Source organism: Sphingomonas sp. GW821-FHT02B09 (genome assembly GCF_059421875.1).
This window is the reverse complement of record NZ_JBWKVV010000002.1, coordinates 800,484-821,536: the sequence shown is the minus strand read 5'-3', so window position 1 is coordinate 821,536 and position 21,053 is coordinate 800,484. Positions and strand designations below refer to the sequence as shown.

The following is a 21,053-nucleotide window of genomic DNA, read 5'->3' as shown; positions in this document are numbered from 1 at the left end:
GACCATGAGCGAAGCAACCATTCCCCCGGGCACACAGGCCCCGGTCTTCTACGAGACCGACGAACATCATCACGACGCCGGCGGCAGCACGATGCTGGGCTTCTGGCTGTACCTGATGAGCGACTGCCTGATCTTCGCCATGCTGTTCGCGGCCTATGGCGTCTACGGCGGCAGCTATGCCGGCGGCCCGCAGCCGCACGAGATCTTCGAGCTGCCACTGGTGGCGCTCAACACCTCGATGCTGCTGCTGTCGTCGATCACCTACGGCTTCGCCATGCTGGCGATGAACGACGGCAAGGTCCGCGCCGTGCAGGGCTGGCTGGCGATCACCGGCCTGTTCGGCCTCGCCTTCCTCTGCATCGAGCTCTACGAATTCTCGACGCTGATCCACGAAGGCGCCGGGCCGCAGCGCAGCGCCTTCCTGTCGTCCTTCTTCACCCTCGTCGGCACGCACGGGCTGCACGTCACCTTCGGCATCATCTGGCTGGTGACGCTGATGGTGCAGGTCGGCCGCAAGGGCCTGATCGCCGCCAACCAGCGTCGTCTGCAATGCCTGTCGCTGTTCTGGCACTTCCTCGACGTGATCTGGATCGGCGTCTTCACCTTCGTCTATTTGCTGGGAGTGCTGCGATGAGCGCGGACACGCATCACGGTCACGACGCGCACGATAACGCGCACGGCCACGGTCATTCGTCCGAAGGCGCGCACGGCAGCCGCAAGGATTATCTGATCGGCTTCATCCTGTCGGTGATCCTCACCGCCATTCCGTTCGGGCTGGTGATGAGCGGCGTCATCGCCGACGCGCGGATCACCGCGGGTATCGTCATGGTGTTCGCGCTGGTGCAGATCGTCGTCCACATGATCTATTTCCTGCACATGAACTCCAAGTCGGAGAATGGCTGGACGTTGATGGCGCTGATCTTCACGATCATCGTCCTGACGATCTGTCTCGCCGGCTCGCTCTGGGTCATGTATCATATGAACACGAACATGATGCCCAGCATGGACGCGGGCGCGATGTGAGCACCACCGCGTCCCGCCGGAGATGGGCGACCGGCGTCATGCTGGTCGTCATCGCGCTGCTGATCGGCCTCGGCATCTGGCAGCTCGAACGGCGGACGTGGAAGCTCGCGCTGATCGCGCATACCGAGCGCCAGCTCGCCAGCCCGCCGGTTCCGGCGTCGGGGCCGGCGGACTGGCCCGTCCTCGGCACCGGCGACGCCTATCGACCGGTCGTCGCGACCGGTCACTACCGGACCGGCGCCGACACCTATGTGCAGGCCGTGACCGAACTCGGCGGCGGCTTCTGGGTACTCACCCCTTTCGACACCGACCGCGGTTTCGCGCTGCTGATCAACCGCGGTTTCGTCCCCGGCGAGCAGCGCAGCCGCGTCGCCCCCTCCCCCGCGCCGCAGACGGTGCGCGGCCTGCTCCGCCTCACCGAGCCGGGCGGCGGCTTCCTCCGCAGCAACGACCCCGCCGCCGACCGCTGGTATTCGCGCGACGTCGCCGGAATCGCCGCGGCCAAGCACCTCGGCCGGGTGGCCCCCTATTTCATCGATGCCAGTGAACCGAAGAGCGGCTGGCCGCGTGGCGGCCTTACCGTCGTCCGCTTCCACAACAGTCATCTGGTCTATGCGCTGACCTGGTTCGGGCTGGCGGCACTGGTCGCGCTGATGGCGTGGCGGGTCCGCCGCCCGCGCTGACCCGCGTCAGTCGTCCAGCTTCGCGCCGTCGACGATCCGCTCCGCGCGTTCGCGCTCGGCTACGTCGGCGGCACGCTCGGCTTTCGTGCGGCCGAATTTGGCGCGATTGGCTTCGGCGGTCCGCGTCGCGGCAGCACGATCGCGCGCCTTGCGCGCCAGACGCAGGTTGATGATCTCGGCCATGGGGAGCCTCATATCAGTCCTCCCCCGCCAGGGGGAGGTGGCACGGCGAAGCCGGGACGTAGGGGGAGGTAAGGGTGGGAGCTTTGTAATGAAGCTCCCTCCCTTACCTGCCCCTCCACCATTCGACTGACGCCGAACGGTCCCCCTCCCCCTTGCGGGGGAGGACTTACTCGGCCGCCCGCGCTTCCGCCGCGCGCTTCACCACGCACCAGTGCTTCCATTCGTCGCGCGCATCCGCCAGCGCGCGATGCGCCGGCACGTCGCGGTCGCGCACCTCGGCGAGCGTCACCACCTCCGCCACCGCACGCCCGAGCAGCTCCGCCGGCACGACGTCGCGCAGGATCGCCGTCGCCGTATCGCGCTGCGCGTCCTCGGTATCGCGCAACCGCAGCGCGTGGCGCGGCAGCTTCGCCGCACGCAGCAGCGCGCTCAGCCATTTGCCGTCCCACGACGGCGCGCTCGCGAACAGGTCGTGCCCGGTCAGCGTCTCGATCATCCGCCGCGCGACGACGTCGTGCGGAGTCCCCTCTGCCTCCAGCCGCGCGCGCGGGATGTGGTGGATCGCCTCGGCCGCCGCGTCCCAGTCGGTCCATTGCGCCGCCGGCCGGATCAGATGGCTTTCCTCGCGCCCGTCCTCGAACACCCAGGCGACCTCGATCGGATAGCTCAGCTTGGCGAGCGACGAGGCTTCGAAATCGAGGAATACGAGCATGATCCGCCAACGCCTAAGCAGGCCGAAGGGGTGCGTCTAGCCGCCCTGCCCCGATCGCCGCCAAGCGCCGCGCGCCAACCGCCCGACCAGCGCCGGCAGTCCGGGCCGCAGCAGCAGCCAGTCGCGGATCGCCGGCCCCTTGTCGGCACCGATCACCTGTTTGTAGCCGCTGTCGCCCGCACCCCAATCGACGCGGGTGATGCCGCGGCCCAACGCCTCGACCAGATTGCGGTAATAAAGCAACTTGCCCGGCGAATGTTTCGCGTAAGCGGGGTCGTAGCTGTTCGCGATCGCATATTTGAGGTCGCCCGCATCGATGTCGAACGAGAAAGCTGCGGGCGTGCCGTCGATCGTCAGCAACGCCGCGCGCAACATGCCGGCGATCACCGGATCCGCCGAGGCCGCGCGCCAGAAGGCACCGTGGCCGGTGGTGGTGAACTTCGCGTCGGAGCCATCGGTGCGCGCCGCGATCCAGCTTACCGCCTCGATCTGCGCGAGTGCGTCGAACGCCGCCGGCCAGTCCGCGCCGCTGACGAACCGCCAGTCCGTCACGCCGTGGCTGGCGAGATGCTTCTCGTGGAAGCGGTTCTTGCGCAGCGTCGAGCCGCGTGGCCATCCCTCCGTCTGCAACGCCGCCATGTCGAGCAGCCAGCTGTCGGCGACGAACCGGTCGAGCACCGCCCAGCCGCTCGCCCGCGCCGCCGCGATCAGCGGTGCCGCCGCCGCATCGCCGTCATAGACCGGGCCGATCCGCAATCCGTTGACCGCGCCCGCCAGCGTCGCCAGCGCCGCGCGCAGCGTCGCCTCGCTTGCCCCGGCGGCGAGCGGAAAGCTGCGGAACGGCCAATAGCTGCCCGGCACCGCCGCCAGCCGCGCCCAGCCCGGCCCGACGCCGACGAACGGCAGCGCGCAGGTCGGCACGCCGTCCTCCTCGACCAGCAGCGTCCGCGCCCGCCCGCCATAAGCGCCTAGCGCCGCGGCGAACCAGCCGTAGCGCAGGAAACCGTGGCTCGCCGCGGCGCGCGCGGCGACGTCGTCGAGTGCCGCGGACAGCCCATCGCCGATCGTGGCGCGCGCCACCGGCGGCAGCCGCTGGAATTCGGCAAGGAGCATCGCTTCGGTCACCCCGGCGCATCTAACCGCCACGCCTTACCAATCGGTGCAGATTGCGGCGAGCCGTGCACCCTTTCGCCTCGCGCGGCGCGCCCTATGATGGGGCCATGCCAGTGTTCTTCCAGGTTTCGACGATCGCGCAGACGATCCAGCTGTCGCTCGCGCCGGTGTTCATGCTGGCGGCGATCGGCCAGATCCTCAACGTCCTCGCCGGGCGGCTCGCCCGCGTCATCGACCGCGCCCGCATCCTCGAAGAGCGCGTGCTCGGTCCGGAAACCGGCGCCGATCGTGTCCGCGACATCTGGGAATTGAAGCTGCTCGACGAGCGCATGTCGATCATCAACGCCGCGCTGTTCCTCGCGGTGTCGAGCGCGGTGATGGCCTGCGTCGTCATCGCGCTGCTGTTCATCGCCAATATCGCCAAATTCCACATCGGCACGTGGATCGCGCTCGCCTTCATCGTCGCGGTGGCGCTGCTGATCTGCTGCCTCACCGCCTTTATGTGGGAAGTGCGCGTGTCGCTGCGCGCGATCCACGTCCGCAAGGACCTGCTGCTGTGAGCCCCGCCATCGAACGGCGCCTATTGCAGGCGGTGGTGGCGCTCGCCTGTTTCGTACCGCTGTCGGTCGGCGGGCAGAGCGTGCTGCACGGTCCCGGCTTCCTCGGCCATCCGCCGGTGATCCCGACCGACCTCGACAGCCATTTCCGTTATATCTCGGGCATCTTCCTCGGCGTCGGCATCGCCTTCGCCAGCTGCGTGCCGCGGATCGAGGCGACCGGGCCGCGTTTCCGCTTGCTCGGCGCGCTTGTCGTCGCGGGCGGCCTGTCGCGCGTCGTGTCGCTAGTGACGGTCGGTGCGCCGTCGCCGGGCCATCTGTTCGGCTTCGCGATGGAATTGGGCGCGGTGCCGCTGCTGATGCTCTGGCAGGCGGCGTTCGCGCGGCGCTGGCGGGCGGCGCACTGAGCCGCCCAATCGGGACTCAGGCGTGGACGAGCGTCCCCGCGCCTTCCGAGGTGAAGATCTCGAGCAGCATCGCATGCGGCACGCGGCCGTCGAGGATCACCGCGGCATCCACCCCCGCTTCGACCGCGGCGACGCAGGTCTCGACCTTAGGGATCATCCCGCCCGAGATCGTGCCGTCCGCCTTGAGCGCGGCGATCAGCGCCGGATCGAGATCGGTCAGCAGCGTCTTCTGCTTGTCGAGCACCCCCGCGACGTCGGTGAGCAGGAAGAAGCGCGCCGCGCCGAGCGCCCCGGCGATCGCCCCCGCCATCGTATCGGCGTTGATATTGTAGGTCTGGCCATCGGCGCCCATCGCGATCGGCGCGATCACCGGGATGATGCCGCTCGCCGACAGCGTATCGATGATCGTCCGGTCGACCGCCACCGGCTCGCCGACGAAGCCGAGGTCGACGTGCCGCTCGATCCCCTGCAACGTGTCCGGCGTCTCGCGCCCGACCTTCTTGGCGGTGACGAGATTGGCGTCCTTGCCCGAGATGCCGACCGCGCGGCCGCCGGCCTGGCCGATCCAGGCGACGATTTCCTTGTTGATCGACCCGGCGAGCACCATTTCCGCGATCCGCGCCGTCTCCGCATCGGTGACGCGCAGCCCGTCGACGAAGCGCGATTCGACGCCGAGTCGCTTGAGCATCGCGCCGATCTGCGGCCCGCCGCCATGGACGACGACGGGGTTGATGCCGACCGCCTTGAGCAGCACGACATCCTCGGCAAAGTCCCGCGCCAGTTCGGGATCGCCCATCGCATGGCCGCCGTATTTGACCACGAAGGTCTTGCCCGCATAGCGCTGCAGATAGGGCAGCGCGTCGGTCAGCGTCTCGGCCTTGGCGAGCAGCGCGGCGGTGGCGATGGAGTCGGTCATGCGCGCGCCTTTAGCCGCGGATCGCCCGGCTTCAAAGCCTCTGTGGCAAGTGCTTCGATGCGGGGGATATGGAGCAGGCCAATGATGGATCGTGCAAGCCTCGCCCTCTCCACACCCAATCCGTCACCCCGGACTTGTTCCGGGGTCCACCGGGCCGCAAGCGCGCGCTCAAGCCTCAAGCCCGTCTCCTCGCCGCAAGGTGGACCCCGGAACAAGTCCGGGGTGACGGGTGATGGAACCCTACGAACCGTCGTCGCCCCTACCGCCGCCCGTCCAGCCCCTCGCCGACGTCCGCCTGCGGCACATAAAGCGGCGCCACCCGCGCCTTGGCCCGCTGTTCATAGGCATAGCCCGCGCCCAGCACCGTCGCCTCGCCGCTTTTGGTGGCGATGAACGACAGGCCGACCGGCAACCCCTTGGCGAGCCCCATCGGCACGGTGAGGTTGGGATAACCCGCGATCGCCGGCAGTTCCGACGACGACGGCCCGCCATATTGATCGCCGTACACCGGATCGCTCAGCCACGCCTGCGCATAGGTCGGCTCGACCAGCAATGTCGCGCCCGCGCGGCGCAGCATGCCGTCGATCGCCTCGCTCGCCAGCCTGAGCGATTTCGCCCGCGCCGCCTTGTACGCCGGATCGCCCAGCCCCTTGGTCTGCGCCGCCGCCTCGAACGTCTCCTGCTGGAAGAACGGCATCTCCTCGGCGGCATGCGCGCGATTGAACGCGATGAGCTGGTCGAGCGTCCGCGCCGTCACCGCCGGCGGGGTGGTCGCCAGATAGGCGTCGAGATCGGCCTTCAACTCGGTCTTGAGCACGGTGAATTCGGCGTCGCCGACGCCATCGAGCTTGGGCGGATCGACCGGCACCAGCACCGCGCCCGCCGCCTTGAGCACCGCGAGCGCGGCATCGAATGTCGCCGTCACCTCGACCGACAGTCCCTCCGGCCGCACCACGGCGACGCGCACCCCCGACAGCGCGCTCACCGACAGGCCCGCGGCATAGTCGCGGCTTACCGCGCCGGCGGTCGCCGGATCCGCGGGATCGGCCGCGACCATCGCCGAGAACAGGATCGCCGCATCGCGCACGCTGCGCGCCATCGGTCCCGGCGTATCCTGCGAATGGCTGATCGGCACGACGTGCGTGCGGCTGACCAGCCCGATCGACGGCTTCAGCCCGACCAGCCCGTTGATCGACGACGGACAGACCACCGACCCGTCGGTCTCCGTCCCCACCGCCGCCGCCGCGAAGCTCGCCGCCACCGCCGCGCCCGATCCCGACGACGATCCGCATGCGGTCCGGTCGAGCGCATAGGGGTTGCGCACCAGCCCGCCGACCGCGCTCCACCCGCTCATCGCATGGCTGGAACGAATATTGGCCCATTCGCTGAGGTTGGTCTTGCCGAGGATCACCGCGCCCGCCGCGCGCAGCGCCGCCACCACCGGTGCGTCGCGGCGCGTGACATTGTCCCTGAGCGCGAGGCTGCCCGCGGTCGTCGCCATCGGGTCGGCGGTCTCGATATTGTCCTTGATGAGCACCGGCACGCCGTGCAGCGGCCCGCGGATGCGCCCCGCTTTGCGCTCGGCGTCGAGCGCCTTCGCCTGCGCCAGCGCGTCCGGGTTGACCGCGATCACGCTGCGCAGCGTCGGCCCCTTGCGATCCATCGCCGCGATCCGGTCGAGATAGGCGCGCGTCACCTCGACGCTCGACGCCTTGCCCGCGGTCATCAGCGCCTGCACCTGTTCGAGCGACACCTCCTCGACCCGCGGCGTTTTCGCCATCGCGGTCGAGGCCGACGCGGCGAGCAGAACGGCAAGAAACATCCGACGCATGGAACCCCCTGTGCTTTTCGAGCGATGCTAGGGCCGTAGCGGCGACGCGCAAGCGTTCCGCCGTACGGATATCCGCCGTTCCACCTCCACCCCTCCGCCATATTGATCGGGATCAGGACGATGACAGGGCGCATAACGAGAATTGCCGCCGCGATCCTGGTGCTGCTGATCGTTGTCACCGGCCTCGCGGTGACGATCGTGCCGCGCTTTCTCGATCGGCTCTATTACGAAGGCCCGGCGACCGATCACTACGACGGCGCGCGCTTCTTCAATCCCGACAACGACCGCGACACGCAGGGCCTGCCCGGCGGCGGCAGCCGCGGCGGCTTCCTGTGGCGCCAGCTCACCGGCCGCGACGGCCGCCCGGTCTGGCCGGCGCAGGTCCCGGTCGCGCCATCGAAACCCGCCGCGCGCGTCGACGGCGAGCGGATGGTGGTGACGTGGATCGGCCACGCCACCGTGCTGATTCAGACGCAGGGCCTCAATATCCTCACCGACCCGGTCTATGCCGAGCGCGCCGGCCCGCTCGGCTTCGGCCCCGCGCGCGTCGCCGCGCCCGGCGTGCGGTTCGAGGATCTACCCAAGATCGACCTCGTCCTGCTCAGCCACAATCATTACGACCATCTCGACAAGGCGACGCTGCACCGCCTGTGGCGGCGCGACGCACCGGCGATCGTCACCAGCCTCGGCAACGACAGCGTCATCGGCCAGACCGGCGCGAAGGCGCTCGGGCTCGACTGGGGCGGTAGCGCGACGCTGACCGCCGCCGGGCTGAAGGACACCAGCCGCGACATCCGCTGCGACCCCGACAGCTGGTGTCCTGGCGATCGCGCGCAGGTGTTCGTGACGCGCAACCATCATTGGGGCAGCCGCTGGTTCACCGACCGCAACCGCGCGCTCTGGTCGAGCTTCGTCGTCCGCCTGCCGAGCGGCGGCAACCTGTTCTTCGCGGGCGACACCGGCTTCGGCGACGGCCTGTGGCCGGGCGAGGCGGCGGCCTATGGCCCGATCCGCTTCGCGATGATCCCGATCGGCGCCTTCCGCTTCCAGCCGGGGCAGATGTCCTCGGGCAGCCACGTCGGCCCCGCCGAGGCGGCGCTGATCCACCAGCGGCTCGGCGCGGCGCGGTCGCTGGCGATCCATTGGGGGACGTTCCGCCTGTCCTACGAAGGCTATGACACGCCGCCGAAGATGCTCGCCGCGGCGATGCGCTGCACCGGCGGCAGCGGCTTCACCGCGGAACGGCTCGGCGTGCCGTTCGAGGTGGCGCCCTATGCGAAGCCGGCGGCCGGCAAGCCGATGACCCCGCCCGAGATGATGCGCTGCCTCGACACGCCGGAGGTGAAGGCGCTGCGGTAAAAGCCCTTGTGAGGAAAGCGCCCCCTCATTCGTCATCCCGGCGAAAGCCGGGACCCATGGACGCGGGACATTCAAGGGGTCCGCACCGTCTCGGATCGCACTGAAACCATGGGTCCCGGCTTTCGCCGGGATGACGAGGATTGGGACGTCCCGCCGACGCCCCACCCCTCAATCCACGAACGCGCGCTCGATCACATACGTCCCGGCCTTGGCGTTCGAGCCTTCCTCGAACCCCAGCCCGTCGAGCATCGCCGCGGTCTCGCGGATCATCGCCATCGATCCGCACAGCATGATCCGGTCGGTCTCGGGGTCGAGGCGTTTCGCCCCCTGCACCGGATCGCCGAACAGCGCGGCGCTCTCGATCAGGTCGCCGATCCGTCCGGTGGTGCGGAACGGCTCGCGCGTCACCGTCGGGACATAGTGGAATTGCGTCGCCGCCTCGTCCGACACCAAAGGATCCTCGGCGAGCCGCGCCTGTAATTCGTCGTGATAGGCGAGGTCGCTGACCTGCCGCACCGAATGGACCAGGATCACCTGATCGAACATGCTGTAGACGTCCGGATCGCGCGCGAGGCTGAGGAACGGCGCGAGACCGGTGCCGGTCGAGAAGAAGAACAGCCGCTTGCCGCCGACCAGCGCATCGGTGACGAGCGTACCGGTCGGCTTCTTGCCCATATACACTTCGTCGCCCGGCTCGATCAGCTGAAGCTTCGAGGTCAGCGGCCCGTCCTCGACCTTGATCGACAGGAATTCCAGTTCCTCGGCATAATGCGGGCTGGCGATTGAATAGGCGCGCATGATCGGCTTCGCCCCCTCGCCGTCCCCCGGCAGGCCGATCATCACGAACTCGCCCGAGCGGAAGCGGAAGCTCGCCGGCCGCTCGACCGCGAAGCTGAACAGCCGGTCGTTCCAGTGGCGCACCCACAATACCTTGACGTTCGCGAACGCCTTGGTCTCGGGCAGGGTCTTGGGGGAACGGAGATCGGTCATGCGCGACGGGCTTCGGGTTGTTTGCGAAGGGATCGCATTATGAACCCCGCGCCGCCGGGTCAACCAAAGCAAAGCTTGGCCATGCCCCTGCCGGTCATTGCCGAGCCTTGGCGCCTACCCCATATCCGGTCCCGATATGGCCATCCAGATCCGCACCAGCCTCGCCGAGCCGGAAACCGGCGAAAGCTTCGTTCCGCATCGCCCCGCACGTCCCGACAAGGTCGAGGGTGGCCGGCCGTTCAAGCTGGTCAGCGACTATAGCCCGAGCGGCGACCAGCCGACCGCGATCGCCGAGCTGACTGCGACCGCGCGCGCCGGCGAGAAGGATCAGGTGCTGCTCGGCGTCACCGGCTCGGGCAAGACCTTCACCATGGCCAAGGTGATCGAGGAATTGCAGCGCCCGGCGCTGATCCTCGCCCCCAACAAGATCCTCGCGGCGCAGCTCTACGGCGAGTTCAAGAGCTTCTTCCCCGAGAATGCCGTCGAATATTTCGTCAGTTACTATGATTACTACCAGCCCGAGGCCTATGTGCCGCGCTCGGACACCTATATCGAGAAGGAATCGTCGACCAACGAGTCGATCGACCGGATGCGCCATTCGGCGACGCGCTCGCTGCTTGAACGCGACGATTGCATCATCGTCGCCTCGGTGTCGTGCCTTTACGGTATCGGCTCGGTCGAAACCTATTCGGCGATGATCTTCGATCTCAAGAAGGGCGCGACCGTCGACCAGCGCGAGATCGTCCGCAAGCTCGTCGCGCTGCAATACAAGCGCAACGACGCCGCTTTCGCGCGCGGCAATTTCCGCGTGAAGGGCGACACGCTCGAGATCTTCCCGTCGCATTACGAGGACAGCGCCTGGCGCATCTCCTTCTTCGGCGACGATATCGAGGAGATCACCGAATTCGATCCGCTCACCGGCAAGAAGGTGGCGAGCCTCAACAGCGTACGCGTCTACGCCAACAGCCATTACGTCACGCCCGGCCCGACGCTCAAACAGGCGGGCGACGCGATCAAGCACGAACTCGCCGAGCGGCTCAAGGAACTCGTCGCCGAAGGCAAGTTGCTCGAGGCGCAGCGGCTGGAGCAGCGGACCAATTTCGACCTCGAGATGATCGCCGCCACCGGTAGCTGCGCCGGCATCGAGAATTACAGCCGCTTCCTCACCGGCCGCCTGCCCGGCGAGCCGCCGCCCACCCTGTTCGAATATCTGCCGGAAAACGCCGTCCTGTTCGTCGACGAAAGCCACCAGACGGTGCCGCAGATCGGCGCGATGGCGCGCGGCGATCACCGCCGCAAGATCACGCTCGCCGAATATGGCTTCCGCCTGCCGTCGTGCATCGACAACCGGCCGCTGCGCTTCAACGAATGGGATGCGATGCGTCCGCAGACGGTCAGCGTCTCGGCGACGCCGGGCAATTGGGAGATGGAGCAGACCGGCGGCGTCTTCGCCGAACAGGTCATCCGCCCCACCGGCCTCATCGATCCGCCCGTCGAGATCAAGCCGGTCGAGGAACAGGTGCAGGACCTGATCCAGGAATGCCACAAGACCACCGCCGCCGGCTATCGCACGCTGGTGACGACGCTGACCAAGCGCATGTCCGAGGATCTGACCGAATATATGCATGAGGCGGGGATCAAGGTCCGCTACATGCATTCGGACGTCGAGACGCTGGAGCGTATCGAGCTGATCCGCGACCTTCGCTTGGGGGTCTATGACGTGCTGATCGGCATCAACCTCCTCCGCGAGGGGCTCGATATTCCCGAATGCGGGCTGGTCGCGATCCTCGACGCCGACAAGGAAGGCTTCCTGCGCTCGGAGACGTCGCTGATCCAGACGATCGGCCGCGCCGCGCGCAACGTCGACGGCCGCGTCATCCTCTATGCCGACCGCATCACCGGCTCGATGGAGCGGGCGATGAACGAGACCGCGCGCCGCCGCGAGAAGCAGGAGGAATATAACCGCGAACACGGCATCACGCCGACGACGATCAAGCGCAACATCGGCGACATCATCGCGCATGTATCGCAGGGCGATCAGGTCACGATTCCGATCGACGAGGACCGGCCGCACATGGTCGGCCACAATCTGCGCGCCTATATCGAGGATCTCGAAAAGCGGATGCGCAAGGCGGCGAGCGACCTCGAATTCGAGGAAGCCGGCCGGCTGCGCGACGAGATCCGCCAGCTGGAGAACGAGGAACTCGGCCTGCCCGTCGACGAGCAGAAGGCGCCGATCATGGGCCGCTCCAACGAGGGCAAGCCCGGCACCCGCAAGACGCGCTACGGCAAGGAACAGAAGATGCGGATGGGCGGCCGGCGCGGCGGGCGGTAAGCGCCGTCCGACGGCGGTAACATTGGTCAGGCAACGAACTACGGATCGGGTGGAAGGATGGCCCCATGATCCGCAGCTTTGCCGATACTGAGACGGAACGCATCTGGAACCGCGACCGCAGCCGCAAGCTGCCGCCGGATATCCAGCGTCCTGCGCTTCGCAAGCTGCGACAGCTCAACCGCATCGTCAGCCCGCACGACCTGCTTATCCCGCCGGGCAATCGATTCGAGGAGTTGAAGGGCGCCCGTAAGGGAACATATAGTATTCGCATCAACGCCCAGTGGAGGATCACCTTCCGCTGGGAGGACGGGAGCGCGATCGATGTCCGCATCGAGGATTATCATCGATGATAGCGAGCGACTGCCGAACATCCATCCGGGCGAAATCCTCCGTGAGGATTTCCTGATCGGCAGCGAGATATCCGCTGCCGAGGTCGCCGCAGGCGCGGGGATCGCCCGTGAGAAGCTGGAAGCGCTGTTGAACGAACGCGCACCGGTCGATGCCGAGTCCGCGCTTCGACTGGCTCGTTACTTCGGCATGAGCGAGACGTTTTTTCTCGGTTTGCAGAATGACTATGATCTCGAAGAGGCCCGGTCGGTCTACCGGGCCGATCTCGATCATATCATCCCCCGCGCCGCTTAGCCCGTCGTCAGGTTCGCCGCGCTCACCCCGTAATAGCTCGCGACGCGATCGGCATAGGCCTGGTCGAACACCGGCGCGTTGTTCGACCAGCTCGGCCCGCCCTCGAGCAGGCGGCGGTCGATCGTCACCACGTAGAGATCGCGCACCGGATCGAACTGGAGCAGCTCGAAAGGCAGCGGATAGAAGCTCTTGCCCATGCCGAGGAAGCCGCCGAGGCTGAGCACCGCATGCGTCGACCGGCCCGTGCCCTTGTGCACCATCAGCGCATAGACCGACCCGACCTGATCGCCGTCACGGCTCTCCACCTTCAGCGTGTGGGCGACGTTCGCCTGGACGAGCAATTGCGTAGCGGTGGTGGACTGGCTGTCGGTCGACATCGGATGCTCCTGGTTGTTGACGGGTGAACCGCCCGTTGCCCGCGCCGGTTCCACGCGCACGCCGCTTGAGGCATCGCCGCCCTTCCCGCATAAGCCGCCCGATGCGCATCCTTTCCGCCACCGCCCTGCTGCTCGCCGCGAGCGCCTGCGTGCCCCAGCCGGTGGCACCGCCCGCCCCCGCGCCCAAGCCGGTGGTGGCGCTGCCCGCGCCGCCGGTCACCGCCGCGCCGCGCGGCGCCGACTGGCGCGATTGGCCACCGACCCCGGGCGACTGGACTTGGCAGCGCGACACGCGCGGCAGCATCGCGCGCTTCGCCCCCGCCGGCGGCCCCGCACGCCTCGCGCTGCGCTGCGACCGCGACCGGCGCCAGATCATCCTGTCGGTCGACGGCAGCGCCGCGACCACCCTCACCATACGCACCACCAGCATCGCGCGCGCGCTCCCGGTCCAGCCGAACGGCGGCAATCCGCCGTTGCTCGCCGCGACGCTGGCGGCCAATGACGGCCTGCTCGATGCGATGGGGTTCAGTCGCGGCCGTTTCGTGATCGAGCGGCCGGGCGCACCGACGCTGGTCGTACCGGCCTGGGCGGAGATCGAGCGGGTGACCGAGGACTGCCGCGGCTGACGCGGCGGCGAGGGTCGGAATCGTCGCGTAAAATCCCCTGCATTACAAGACTTGTTTCCACCGCGGCGCATGCGCACATTGCAGCTGTGGCCGGGTCCGGTCACATGGCTATCAACAAGCGAAAGGAGGTGATCCGATGTCTCATGGTTCAGCAGTGAGTTCGGTTCGGTTCGTTCGGGGGACCGGCTTCTGACGTCCGTTTGAATCGTGTCGGGGGGTATCCTCCCCCAATCAACGGCACGACGAGGATGAACGAGGTCCCATGGTTTCCCGGGCTGGAGCTCTCCGGCCGCTGACCATGTTTGGAGGGTGTCGGGCTGCCGGGAGGCGCACGGCACCCTCTTCTCACATCTAGGGCAAAGCGCAGCGTGCCGTGACTGCACTTCCGCTTTGACTCGCCGGCATCCGAAGATAGGTTCCTTCCGGATATGGTTTCGGGAGGGACGGGATGTCGCCTGGAGTTCGCATCGGAATCGTCGCGCTCGCCGCCGCGCTGATCGCGCTGCTCGGCTGGCGGATCGATAGCCGCCATCCGGTCGTGCCCTCCCCGCCGGACACGACGCCTGTCCGCGTGATCCCCGCCAGCCCGATGCCGCCGTCCGCGACGACGGCACCGACCGCCCCGCCGGCTTCGCCCACGCCGCAACCGACCGCCGCCGCGTCATCGTCACCGCAAGATGACCCGATCACCGCCAACCTCCCGCCGCTGGACAGCGACCCGCGGGAATTGCACGCCCGGTTTCGGGCCGAAGCACGCGACGCGGGCTGGGCAGGACGCCGGGAAACCGACTTACGCCGCGCCTTCGCCGATATCCCGAACATCGGCAGCGACCCGCTCACCGTCCGCTGCGCGACGACGGTCTGCGAAGTCTCCGGCACCTATCCGCCGGGCCTGCCGCCCGACGCGGACCGCGGAGTGATGAGCGGTCTGCAAGGCCCACAGCTATCGGATCGCGCCCGAGCTTCGGGGCTCGACCAGGCCGCGTCCTCGTTCAGCGCGGTGCGCGACCGGCCGAGCTTCCTGATCTTCTTCCGCCGCCGATAACGCCGTTCGCGCACCGATCGACCGCATCGGCGCGCACGGCTCTATAACGGGATCATGGCTACGATCATCCGCCCCTATGCCGCGCCGGACAGGGACAGGATCCCGGCGCTGATCCTGCCGATCCAGCAGGTCGAGTTCGGGATGCCCATCACCGCGGGCGATCAGCCGGATCTGCTGGCGATCGACACTTACTATCAGACCGGCGCCGGCGGGTTCTGGGTGGCGGAGCGCGACGACGAGATCGTCGGCACGATCGGCCTCAAGGACATCGCCAAACGCAACGGCGCGCTGCGCAAGTTGTTCGTCGCCGCGCATGCCCGCGGTCGCGAGCTCGGCGTCGCCGTCGGGCTGCTCGATGCGCTGGTGCAGCATGCCCGGCAAAGCGGGATGCAGAACGTCTTTCTCGGTACCGCGCGGGACTTCCACAGCGCGCACCGTTTCTACAAGAAGAACGGCTTTCGGGAGATATCGCGCATGGGCCTGCCGGTGAATTTCCCGGTGATGATGGTGGACCGCAAGTTCTTCCAGCTCGCAATCCCGCAGTCGCCGACGACCACCGGCGGCCGCAGCCGGGTCAAAGGAACGCCTTTGCCCGGTTGAGCACCAGATTGCACACCTGGTTCTTCACCTGCCCGCGCAGCCCGTCGAGCGACAGCGCCTGCCCGCCCGGCGCCTGCACCTGCCCCGCCTGGCCCGCCGCATAGCCCGGCTGGCTCTGCACGTCCTTCTGTCCGGTCAGCCGTCCGAGCACGCCCGCCGCGCCCGACGCGCCGCCACCGGAGCCGAGCAACCGGTTCTTGACGCAATAGCCGAGCAGCCCGGCGGCATTGCCCGCGCCGATCGACCCGATCCGCGGCAGCGCCCCGGCCGCGCCGCCGCCGCCGCCGAGCAGGCTCTGCGCCTGCCCCAGCCACCCGCCGGCCTGCGACGTACCGGTGGCGGCGCCGGTCTGCGGTGCCGGATCGGCGGTCTGCGCGCTCGCCAGCGTCGGCGCGAGGATCAGCGCGGCGGCAAGGATCGTCTTCATGGCAGGGCTCCCATCGTCATGATGGCCAACCAACCACCCGCCGCGGGCGCCGTTCCACCGCCGCCCGCGGCGATGGAACGGCCCGTCCCGCTACTGCCGCCTCCGCTCACGCCGGCGTCAGCAGCCCCTCGCGTGCGATCTTCTCGCGCCACACCAGAGGCGCGAGCTGATGGACGTTCTGCCCCGCGCTGTCGACCGCGACGGTGACCGGGAAGTCGCTGACCTCGAATTCGTAGATCGCCTCCATGCCGAGATCCTCGAAGCCGACGACCTTCGACCCCTTGATCGCCCGCGCGACGAGATACGCCGCACCGCCGACCGCCATCAGATAGGCGCTCTTCGCCTCGGCGATCGCCTCGGTCGCCGCCGGGCCGCGCTCGGCCTTGCCGACCATCGCGAGCAGCCCCTGGTCGAGCATCATGCGGGTGAATTTGTCCATCCGCGTCGCCGTCGTCGGCCCCGCCGGCCCGACGACCTCCTCGCCGACCGGATCGACCGGCCCGACGTAATAGATCACGCGCCCGCGGAAATCGACCGGCAGCGGCTCGCCCTTGGCCAGCATGTCGGCGATCCGCTTGTGCGCGGCGTCGCGCCCGGTCAGCATCTTGCCGTTGAGCAGCAGCCGGTCGCCATGCTTCCACTGCGCCACCACCTCGGGCGTCAGCGTGTCGAGATCGACGCGGATCGCGGCGCTGTCCGGCTGCCAGTCGACCTGCGGCCAGTCGCTGAGCTTCGGCGCCTCGAGATAGGACGGGCCGCTGCCGTCGAGCGTGAAATGCGCGTGGCGCGTCGCGGCGCAATTGGGGATCATCGCCACCGGCTTGGACGCGGCATGCGTCGGCCAGTCGAGGATCTTGACGTCGAGGATCGTCGACAGCCCGCCCAGCCCCTGCGCGCCGATGCCGAGCGCATTGACCTTGTCCATCAGCTCGATGCGCAGCGCCTCGATATCGTTCTTCGGCCCGCGCGCCTTGAGCTGCCCCATGTCGATCGCACCCATCAGCGATTGCTTGGCGAGCAGCATCGCCTTTTCGGCGGTGCCGCCGATGCCGATGCCGAGCATCCCCGGCGGGCACCAGCCCGCGCCCATCTGCGGGATCATCTCCAGCACCCAGTCGACGATGCTGTCGCTCGGGTTCATCATCTTGAACTTGGACTTGTTCTCCGACCCGCCACCCTTGGCGGCGACGTCGACCGACACGCGCGACCCCGGCACCATCTCGACGTGCAGCACCGAGGGCGTGTTGTCGCGCGTGTTGCGCCGGGTGAACGCCGGATCGGCGAGGATCGAGGCGCGCAGCTTGTTTTCGGGATGCAGGTACGCCCGCCGCACCCCCTCGTCGATCACCTCCTGCAACGACAGGTCGCTGTCGAGCCGGCAATCCTGCCCCCATTTGACGAAGACGGTGACGATGCCGGTATCCTGGCAGATCGGCCGATGCCCCTCGGCGCACATCCGGCTGTTGGTCAGGATCTGCGCGATCGCGTCCTTCGCCGCCGGGCTCTGTTCGGCGTGATAGGCCTCGCCGAGCGCGCGGATGTAATCCATCGGATGATAGTAACTGATGAATTGCAGCGCATCGGCGACGCTGTCGATCAGGTCGGTGGCGCGGATGGTCGTGGTCACGGGGCGGGCTCCTTCGCGCCCGCCTTAAAGCCCGGAAGGATGGCCGCCAAGGTACGTTTCGGCCCGGAGCCGGTGTCGTCCCCGGCACTTGCCGAGCGTTCTGCGAAACCCCGCCATGTCGCCCCCCGCCAGTGTTCCCGCGAAGGCGGGAACCCAGAGCCAAGCAAAACAACGTCTCGTGGCGTTCATGGCCCTGGGCTCCCGCCTGCGCGGGAGCACTGCAACTGCCTGACGCATCCCAGCGGAGGCGGGACGTCCGCGAAACCCCGCGATGTCGCCCCCGCCAGAGTGTTCCCGCGAAGGCGGGAACCCAGAGTCACGCAAAGCAACGTCTCGTGGCGTACGTGACCCTGGGCTCCCGCCTCCGCGGGAGCACTGCAAATTCCTGACGCACCCGGCGGCGGCGGGAGGTCCGCGAAACCCCGCGATGTCGCCCCCCTCAGTGTTCCCGCGAAGGCGGGAACCCAGAGTCACGCAAAGCAACGTCTCGTGGCGTACGTGACCCTGGGCTCCCGCCTGCGCGGGAGCACTGCCGATGCCTGACGCACCCTAAAGACCGCGAGCCCACGCCTTTGCCCGGAGGCGACGAACGCCGGCATCGCGACCCAAAAACCCCCGTGATCGCAAAGCTTTCTCAACCATCACACGTTATTTTGCGCGTCATGCCCCTGCCCTCCCCCACGCCCGATCAGATCCCCGCCGTCCCGGTGCTGCGCCTGCTCGGTCTCGGCGGCGAGCAGAGCGACCATGAGGCGCAGATGCACGCCGGCCATCTCGCGCACGTCCGCACGATCTGGCCGTTCGCGCTCGCCGCGCAGGGAATCGCCAGCGCGGTGCTGATCGGCGCGGCGCTGGGCGACGTCGCCACCAACGGCGCGCCGGTCGGCATCGTCGTCGCCATCGCCGCGCTGCTGCTGCCCTCGCTCGCCGCCTATGCGCTGCTCGCGGCGTCGCGGCCGCGCAGCTGGCCGCCGCATGTCCGCACCCGCGGTCTGGTGGCGAGCGCCACCGTCGCCGCCGCCGCCCTGCTCTGGCTGCTCTGGGCGTCGACGCGGCTGCCGATCAGTCCGGTCCAGCTCGGCTGCTTCGTCGGCCTCGCCGGCGCGATCGGCATGACCAGCATCGCACTCCACCCGGTCCGCGCCGCGACGCTCGGCTTCGGCGCCGGGCTGGTGCTGATGCTCGCGCTCCTGTCCGACAGCGTGCTGCCGGCGCTGGTCGCGCTCGCCTTCCTCGTCTGCCTCGGCGTCGCCACCGCGCGGCTCGCCCGGCTCGACGGCCTCGCGGTGCAGCGCCGCGTCTCCGCCGCGCGCGAGGGCAGCCTCGCGGTCAAGATGATCGCCGAATTCGAAGGCCATGGCACCGGCTGGTTCTGGGAGGCCGACCGCCAGGGCCGCATCACCTATCTCTCCGCCAAGGTCGCCGCGGCGCTCGCCCCGCCCTATCGCGATCCCGGCGGCTGCCTGCTCACCGACGTGTTCCGGATGGACAGCGCCTCGCCGGGCACCGAACGCACCCTCGCCTTCCACATCTCGTCGCGCACCTCGTTCGCCGATTACACCGTTTGCGCCACCGGCAGCACCGACGGCACCGAGCCCGACCGCTGGTGGTCGATCTCGGGCCGGCCGGTGATCGACGATCTCGGCCGCTTCCAGGGCTTTATCGGCTCGGGCAGCGACCTCACCGAGAAGCGCAAGTCGGATGCCGAGATCACCCGCCTCGCACTGTTCGACGGCCTCACCGGTCTCGCCAACCGCCAGCGCATGCGCCAGAGTCTCGAAAAGACGCTGCAACCGCAGGGCGGCGTGCTGCGCCCCGCCTCGCTGTTCCTGATGGACCTCGACCGGTTCAAGGCGGTCAACGACACGCTCGGCCATCAGGCCGGCGATGCCTTGCTCAAGCAGGTCGCGCAGCGGCTCGAACGCGTCGTCGGCGCGGTCGGGCTGGTCGGCCGGCTGGGCGGCGACGAATTCAAGGTGCTGCTGCCCGCGATCGACCATCGCGATACGTTGACGACGCTCGCCCGGGAGCTGATCGCCGCGCTGTCGCAGCCCTATTTCATCGCCGGCGCGACGGTGACGATCGGCTGTTCGATCGGCATCGCCATCGCCCCCCAGCACGGCGACAATGCCGAGGAGCTGGTCCGCAACGCCGATCTCGCGCTCTATGCCGCCAAGGCCGACGGCCGCGGCGTCCACCGCTTCTTCTCCGAGGAGATGCTGTCGGGCGCGAAGAGCCGCAAGGCGCTGGAGGACGACATGCGCGCCGCGCTGGCGGAAGGCGGCTTCCACCTCCATTATCAACCCGTGGTCTCGACCGCGACCGAGGAAATCACCGGCTATGAGGCGCTGCTGCGCTGGCAGCATCCGGTGCGCGGCCGCATCTCGCCCGCCGACTTCATCCCGGTGGCGGAGGAATGCGGACTGATCGAGGCGCTCGGCGAATGGGTGCTGCGCACCGCCTGCGACGCCGCGGCGCGCTGGCCGCGCGCGGTACGCGTCGCGGTCAACGTCTCGCCGATCCAGTTCGCCAACCCCGCCTTCCCCGCGATCGTCACCTCGGCGCTGGCGCGCAGCGGCCTGCCCGCGTCACGGCTTGAGCTGGAGATCACCGAGGGCGTGTTCCTCGACGAATCCGGCGCAACCGATGCGATGTTCCGCTCGCTGAAGGCGCTCGGCGTCCGCCTCGCGCTTGACGATTTCGGCACCGGCTATTCCAGCCTCGGCTATCTGCGCACCGCACCGTTCGACAAGATCAAGATCGACCAGAGCTTCGTCCGCGGCGCCGCGCAGCCGGGCAACCGCAATGCGGCGATCATCCGCGCCATCGTCACGCTCGCCGATACGCTCGCCATGGAGACGACCGCCGAAGGCGTCGAGATCCAGGACGAGATCGAGCTCGTCCGTACCCTGGGCTGCAGCCATATCCAGGGCTTCGTCTACGGCGCCGGCATCGCCGATGCGGAGGTGATCGTGCAGCTCGGCGGCGCGGTGCAGGCCGCGCCGGTCGGCCACAAGGTGAGCCGCGCGCCGCGCACCAAGATGCTGCGCTCGGCGCGGCTCGCGATCGGCCGCACGCAGGGCGACGTGCGTATCCGCAACATCTCCGCGAGCGGCGCGATGATCGACGGCGTCGCGATCGACGACGAGGCGGTCGGGCTCGACGTGCTGATCGAACTGGTCGAGGACCAGATGTTCGCCGCCCGCGTCGCCTGGGCGCAGGACGGCAAGGCGGGGCTGCATTTCGCCGAGAATTTCAACCTCGACCGGCTCCAGCAGGCACAGCCCGGCCGCGTCGCCCGCCGCGCGACCTAGTCCCGTCCCACCCGCCACGTGCGCGATTCATGTCCGGATTCGCCGGGACTAAAAATTTTCGTTCCCGCATCGTTCCCTTGCGCTTTCCGTAACCCGCGGAAGTCCACGCGTCGTGCGGCATCGTCCGTCGCCGGGGCGCACCGGCGGGGCGGAACCGGCCTCGCTCCGCCGCATTACCCCCTTGCCTGCCGCGTCGGTTTGCCACAACTTGTGGGGGTTGAGTTCGGGGGCGGACCCAATTCCTGGTAGAGAACACCGTCGATCCCCATATCGGGCATCGATACAG

General features: G+C 68.4%; 22 protein-coding genes. 13 read left to right on the top strand and 9 right to left on the bottom strand.

Annotated features, from left to right (window positions below; genetic code table 11):
• Positions 1 to 4: 4 nt before the first annotated feature.
• Genes cyoC through AC07U4_RS11760 form a run of 3 tightly spaced genes read left to right on the top strand, consistent with a single transcriptional unit; the run spans position 5 to position 1,706 of the window.
• Positions 5 to 634: a cytochrome o ubiquinol oxidase subunit III gene (cyoC, locus tag AC07U4_RS11770; protein WP_038663515.1), complete on the top strand. Its 630-nt coding sequence runs from the start codon at positions 5 to 7 to the stop codon at positions 632 to 634.
• Positions 631 to 1,023, top strand: coding sequence for a cytochrome o ubiquinol oxidase subunit IV (gene cyoD, locus AC07U4_RS11765; protein WP_038663518.1), 393 nt, complete (start codon positions 631 to 633; stop codon positions 1,021 to 1,023). The genes cyoC and cyoD overlap by 4 nt, the downstream gene beginning before the upstream one ends.
• A gap of 38 nt (positions 1,024 to 1,061) precedes the next feature.
• Complete coding sequence (locus AC07U4_RS11760) at positions 1,062 to 1,706, top strand: SURF1 family protein (RefSeq protein ID WP_495195526.1); 645 nt, start codon at positions 1,062 to 1,064, stop codon at positions 1,704 to 1,706.
• Positions 1,707 to 1,712: 6 nt separating this feature from the next.
• Here the strand turns inward: AC07U4_RS11760 and AC07U4_RS11755 are convergent, their stop codons facing one another.
• From AC07U4_RS11755 to AC07U4_RS11745, 3 genes are all read right to left on the bottom strand, one after another.
• A complete protein-coding gene (locus AC07U4_RS11755; RefSeq protein ID WP_081974428.1) occupies positions 1,713 to 1,889 on the bottom strand; it encodes a DUF4169 family protein in 177 nt (58 codons plus the stop codon).
• A gap of 166 nt (positions 1,890 to 2,055) precedes the next feature.
• A complete protein-coding gene (locus AC07U4_RS11750; protein WP_038663523.1) occupies positions 2,056 to 2,601 on the bottom strand; it encodes a 3'-5' exonuclease in 546 nt (181 codons plus the stop codon).
• Positions 2,602 to 2,637: 36 nt separating this feature from the next.
• Entirely contained in the window at positions 2,638 to 3,726 is a 1,089-nt protein-coding gene (locus tag AC07U4_RS11745) for a GNAT family N-acetyltransferase (protein ID WP_495195525.1), read from the bottom strand.
• Between the two features lie 95 nt (positions 3,727 to 3,821).
• On the opposite strand from AC07U4_RS11745, the gene AC07U4_RS11740 reads away from it, so the two are divergent.
• Entirely contained in the window at positions 3,822 to 4,274 is a 453-nt protein-coding gene (locus AC07U4_RS11740) for a DUF2721 domain-containing protein (RefSeq protein WP_495195524.1), read from the top strand.
• A complete protein-coding gene (locus tag AC07U4_RS11735) occupies positions 4,271 to 4,678 on the top strand; it encodes a DUF4345 domain-containing protein (RefSeq protein ID WP_495195523.1) in 408 nt (135 codons plus the stop codon). Before AC07U4_RS11740 ends, AC07U4_RS11735 begins: the two co-directional genes overlap by 4 nt.
• Before the next feature lie 16 nt (positions 4,679 to 4,694).
• Here AC07U4_RS11735 and argB read toward each other — a convergent pair whose 3' ends face one another.
• Positions 4,695 to 5,594 carry an acetylglutamate kinase gene (argB, locus tag AC07U4_RS11730; protein ID WP_495195522.1) on the bottom strand — a complete coding sequence of 300 codons (900 nt, stop codon included), beginning with the start codon at positions 5,592 to 5,594 and terminating at the stop codon, positions 4,695 to 4,697.
• A gap of 259 nt (positions 5,595 to 5,853) precedes the next feature.
• Positions 5,854 to 7,425 carry an amidase gene (locus AC07U4_RS11725; protein WP_495195521.1) on the bottom strand — a complete coding sequence of 524 codons (1,572 nt, stop codon included), beginning with the start codon at positions 7,423 to 7,425 and terminating at the stop codon, positions 5,854 to 5,856.
• Between the two features lie 120 nt (positions 7,426 to 7,545).
• Between AC07U4_RS11725 and AC07U4_RS11720 the strand changes: the two genes are divergently transcribed.
• Positions 7,546 to 8,784 (top strand): MBL fold metallo-hydrolase, encoded by a 1,239-nt coding sequence (locus tag AC07U4_RS11720; RefSeq protein ID WP_495195520.1) that lies wholly within the window; start codon positions 7,546 to 7,548, stop codon positions 8,782 to 8,784.
• A gap of 168 nt (positions 8,785 to 8,952) precedes the next feature.
• On the opposite strand, the gene AC07U4_RS11715 is transcribed toward AC07U4_RS11720, so the two are convergent.
• Complete coding sequence (locus AC07U4_RS11715) at positions 8,953 to 9,774, bottom strand: ferredoxin--NADP reductase (RefSeq protein WP_495179338.1); 822 nt, start codon at positions 9,772 to 9,774, stop codon at positions 8,953 to 8,955.
• Between the two features lie 136 nt (positions 9,775 to 9,910).
• Here AC07U4_RS11715 and uvrB point away from each other — a divergent pair, with 136 nt between their 5' ends.
• The 3 genes from uvrB to AC07U4_RS11700 all read left to right on the top strand — a co-directional run bounded on the left by uvrB (position 9,911) and on the right by AC07U4_RS11700 (position 12,751).
• Positions 9,911 to 12,109, top strand: coding sequence for an excinuclease ABC subunit UvrB (gene uvrB, locus AC07U4_RS11710; protein WP_495195519.1), 2,199 nt, complete (start codon positions 9,911 to 9,913; stop codon positions 12,107 to 12,109).
• A 65-nt stretch (positions 12,110 to 12,174) separates the two neighbouring features.
• Positions 12,175 to 12,459 carry a type II toxin-antitoxin system RelE/ParE family toxin gene (locus AC07U4_RS11705; RefSeq protein WP_038663548.1) on the top strand — a complete coding sequence of 95 codons (285 nt, stop codon included), beginning with the start codon at positions 12,175 to 12,177 and terminating at the stop codon, positions 12,457 to 12,459.
• On the top strand, positions 12,431 to 12,751 hold the full coding sequence (locus AC07U4_RS11700; protein ID WP_137899102.1) for a HigA family addiction module antitoxin: 321 nt from the start codon (positions 12,431 to 12,433) through the stop codon (positions 12,749 to 12,751). The genes AC07U4_RS11705 and AC07U4_RS11700 overlap by 29 nt, the downstream gene beginning before the upstream one ends.
• Here the strand turns inward: AC07U4_RS11700 and AC07U4_RS11695 are convergent.
• A complete protein-coding gene (locus AC07U4_RS11695; protein ID WP_038663553.1) occupies positions 12,748 to 13,128 on the bottom strand; it encodes a PRC-barrel domain-containing protein in 381 nt (126 codons plus the stop codon). The genes AC07U4_RS11700 and AC07U4_RS11695 overlap by 4 nt on opposite strands.
• A 101-nt stretch (positions 13,129 to 13,229) precedes the next feature.
• Here AC07U4_RS11695 and AC07U4_RS11690 point away from each other — a divergent pair, with 101 nt between their 5' ends.
• The 3 genes from AC07U4_RS11690 (at position 13,230) to AC07U4_RS11680 (ending at position 15,399) form a co-directional block, all read left to right on the top strand.
• Complete coding sequence (locus AC07U4_RS11690; protein WP_495195518.1) at positions 13,230 to 13,754, top strand: hypothetical protein; 525 nt, start codon at positions 13,230 to 13,232, stop codon at positions 13,752 to 13,754.
• A 448-nt stretch (positions 13,755 to 14,202) separates the two neighbouring features.
• The gene (locus tag AC07U4_RS11685; protein WP_495195517.1) at positions 14,203 to 14,799 is read left to right on the top strand and encodes a hypothetical protein; all 597 of its coding nucleotides are present in this window, start codon (positions 14,203 to 14,205) and stop codon (positions 14,797 to 14,799) included.
• Positions 14,800 to 14,853: 54 nt separating this feature from the next.
• Positions 14,854 to 15,399, top strand: a complete 546-nt coding sequence (locus AC07U4_RS11680; RefSeq protein WP_495195516.1) for a GNAT family N-acetyltransferase — start codon at positions 14,854 to 14,856, stop codon at positions 15,397 to 15,399.
• On the opposite strand, the gene AC07U4_RS11675 is transcribed toward AC07U4_RS11680, so the two are convergent.
• Both AC07U4_RS11675 and AC07U4_RS11670 read right to left on the bottom strand, forming a co-directional pair.
• Entirely contained in the window at positions 15,374 to 15,826 is a 453-nt protein-coding gene (locus AC07U4_RS11675; RefSeq protein WP_495195515.1) for a DUF2501 domain-containing protein, read from the bottom strand. The two genes, AC07U4_RS11680 and AC07U4_RS11675, sit on opposite strands and share 26 nt — an antisense overlap.
• A gap of 106 nt (positions 15,827 to 15,932) precedes the next feature.
• On the bottom strand, positions 15,933 to 17,453 hold the full coding sequence (locus AC07U4_RS11670) for a fumarate hydratase (protein WP_137899107.1): 1,521 nt from the start codon (positions 17,451 to 17,453) through the stop codon (positions 15,933 to 15,935).
• A 662-nt stretch (positions 17,454 to 18,115) separates the two neighbouring features.
• On the opposite strand from AC07U4_RS11670, the gene AC07U4_RS11665 reads away from it, so the two are divergent.
• A complete protein-coding gene (locus AC07U4_RS11665; protein WP_495195864.1) occupies positions 18,116 to 20,767 on the top strand; it encodes an EAL domain-containing protein in 2,652 nt (883 codons plus the stop codon).
• The last annotated feature ends 286 nt before the right edge of the window (positions 20,768 to 21,053 follow it).

Excerpts from the sequence above, each read along its gene's own strand:
- cyoC (WP_038663515.1), top strand. The coding sequence starts at position 5 with ATGAGCGAAGCAACCATTCCCCCGGGCACACAGGCCCCGGTCTTCTAC.
- cyoD (WP_038663518.1), top strand. The coding sequence starts at position 631 with ATGAGCGCGGACACGCATCACGGTCACGACGCGCACGATAACGCGCAC.
- AC07U4_RS11760 (WP_495195526.1), top strand. The coding sequence starts at position 1,062 with ATGCTGGTCGTCATCGCGCTGCTGATCGGCCTCGGCATCTGGCAGCTC.
- AC07U4_RS11755 (WP_081974428.1), bottom strand. The coding sequence starts at position 1,889 with ATGGCCGAGATCATCAACCTGCGTCTGGCGCGCAAGGCGCGCGATCGT.
- AC07U4_RS11750 (WP_038663523.1), bottom strand. The coding sequence starts at position 2,601 with ATGCTCGTATTCCTCGATTTCGAAGCCTCGTCGCTCGCCAAGCTGAGC.
- AC07U4_RS11740 (WP_495195524.1), top strand. The coding sequence starts at position 3,822 with ATGCCAGTGTTCTTCCAGGTTTCGACGATCGCGCAGACGATCCAGCTG.
- argB (WP_495195522.1), bottom strand. The coding sequence starts at position 5,594 with ATGACCGACTCCATCGCCACCGCCGCGCTGCTCGCCAAGGCCGAGACG.
- AC07U4_RS11725 (WP_495195521.1), bottom strand. The coding sequence starts at position 7,425 with ATGCGTCGGATGTTTCTTGCCGTTCTGCTCGCCGCGTCGGCCTCGACC.
- AC07U4_RS11720 (WP_495195520.1), top strand. The coding sequence starts at position 7,546 with ATGACAGGGCGCATAACGAGAATTGCCGCCGCGATCCTGGTGCTGCTG.
- AC07U4_RS11715 (WP_495179338.1), bottom strand. The coding sequence starts at position 9,774 with ATGACCGATCTCCGTTCCCCCAAGACCCTGCCCGAGACCAAGGCGTTC.
- uvrB (WP_495195519.1), top strand. The coding sequence starts at position 9,911 with ATGGCCATCCAGATCCGCACCAGCCTCGCCGAGCCGGAAACCGGCGAA.
- AC07U4_RS11705 (WP_038663548.1), top strand. The coding sequence starts at position 12,175 with ATGATCCGCAGCTTTGCCGATACTGAGACGGAACGCATCTGGAACCGC.
- AC07U4_RS11700 (WP_137899102.1), top strand. The coding sequence starts at position 12,431 with ATGTCCGCATCGAGGATTATCATCGATGATAGCGAGCGACTGCCGAAC.
- AC07U4_RS11695 (WP_038663553.1), bottom strand. The coding sequence starts at position 13,128 with ATGTCGACCGACAGCCAGTCCACCACCGCTACGCAATTGCTCGTCCAG.
- AC07U4_RS11690 (WP_495195518.1), top strand. The coding sequence starts at position 13,230 with ATGCGCATCCTTTCCGCCACCGCCCTGCTGCTCGCCGCGAGCGCCTGC.
- AC07U4_RS11685 (WP_495195517.1), top strand. The coding sequence starts at position 14,203 with ATGTCGCCTGGAGTTCGCATCGGAATCGTCGCGCTCGCCGCCGCGCTG.
- AC07U4_RS11680 (WP_495195516.1), top strand. The coding sequence starts at position 14,854 with ATGGCTACGATCATCCGCCCCTATGCCGCGCCGGACAGGGACAGGATC.
- AC07U4_RS11675 (WP_495195515.1), bottom strand. The coding sequence starts at position 15,826 with ATGAAGACGATCCTTGCCGCCGCGCTGATCCTCGCGCCGACGCTGGCG.
- AC07U4_RS11665 (WP_495195864.1), top strand. The coding sequence starts at position 18,116 with ATGCCCCTGCCCTCCCCCACGCCCGATCAGATCCCCGCCGTCCCGGTG.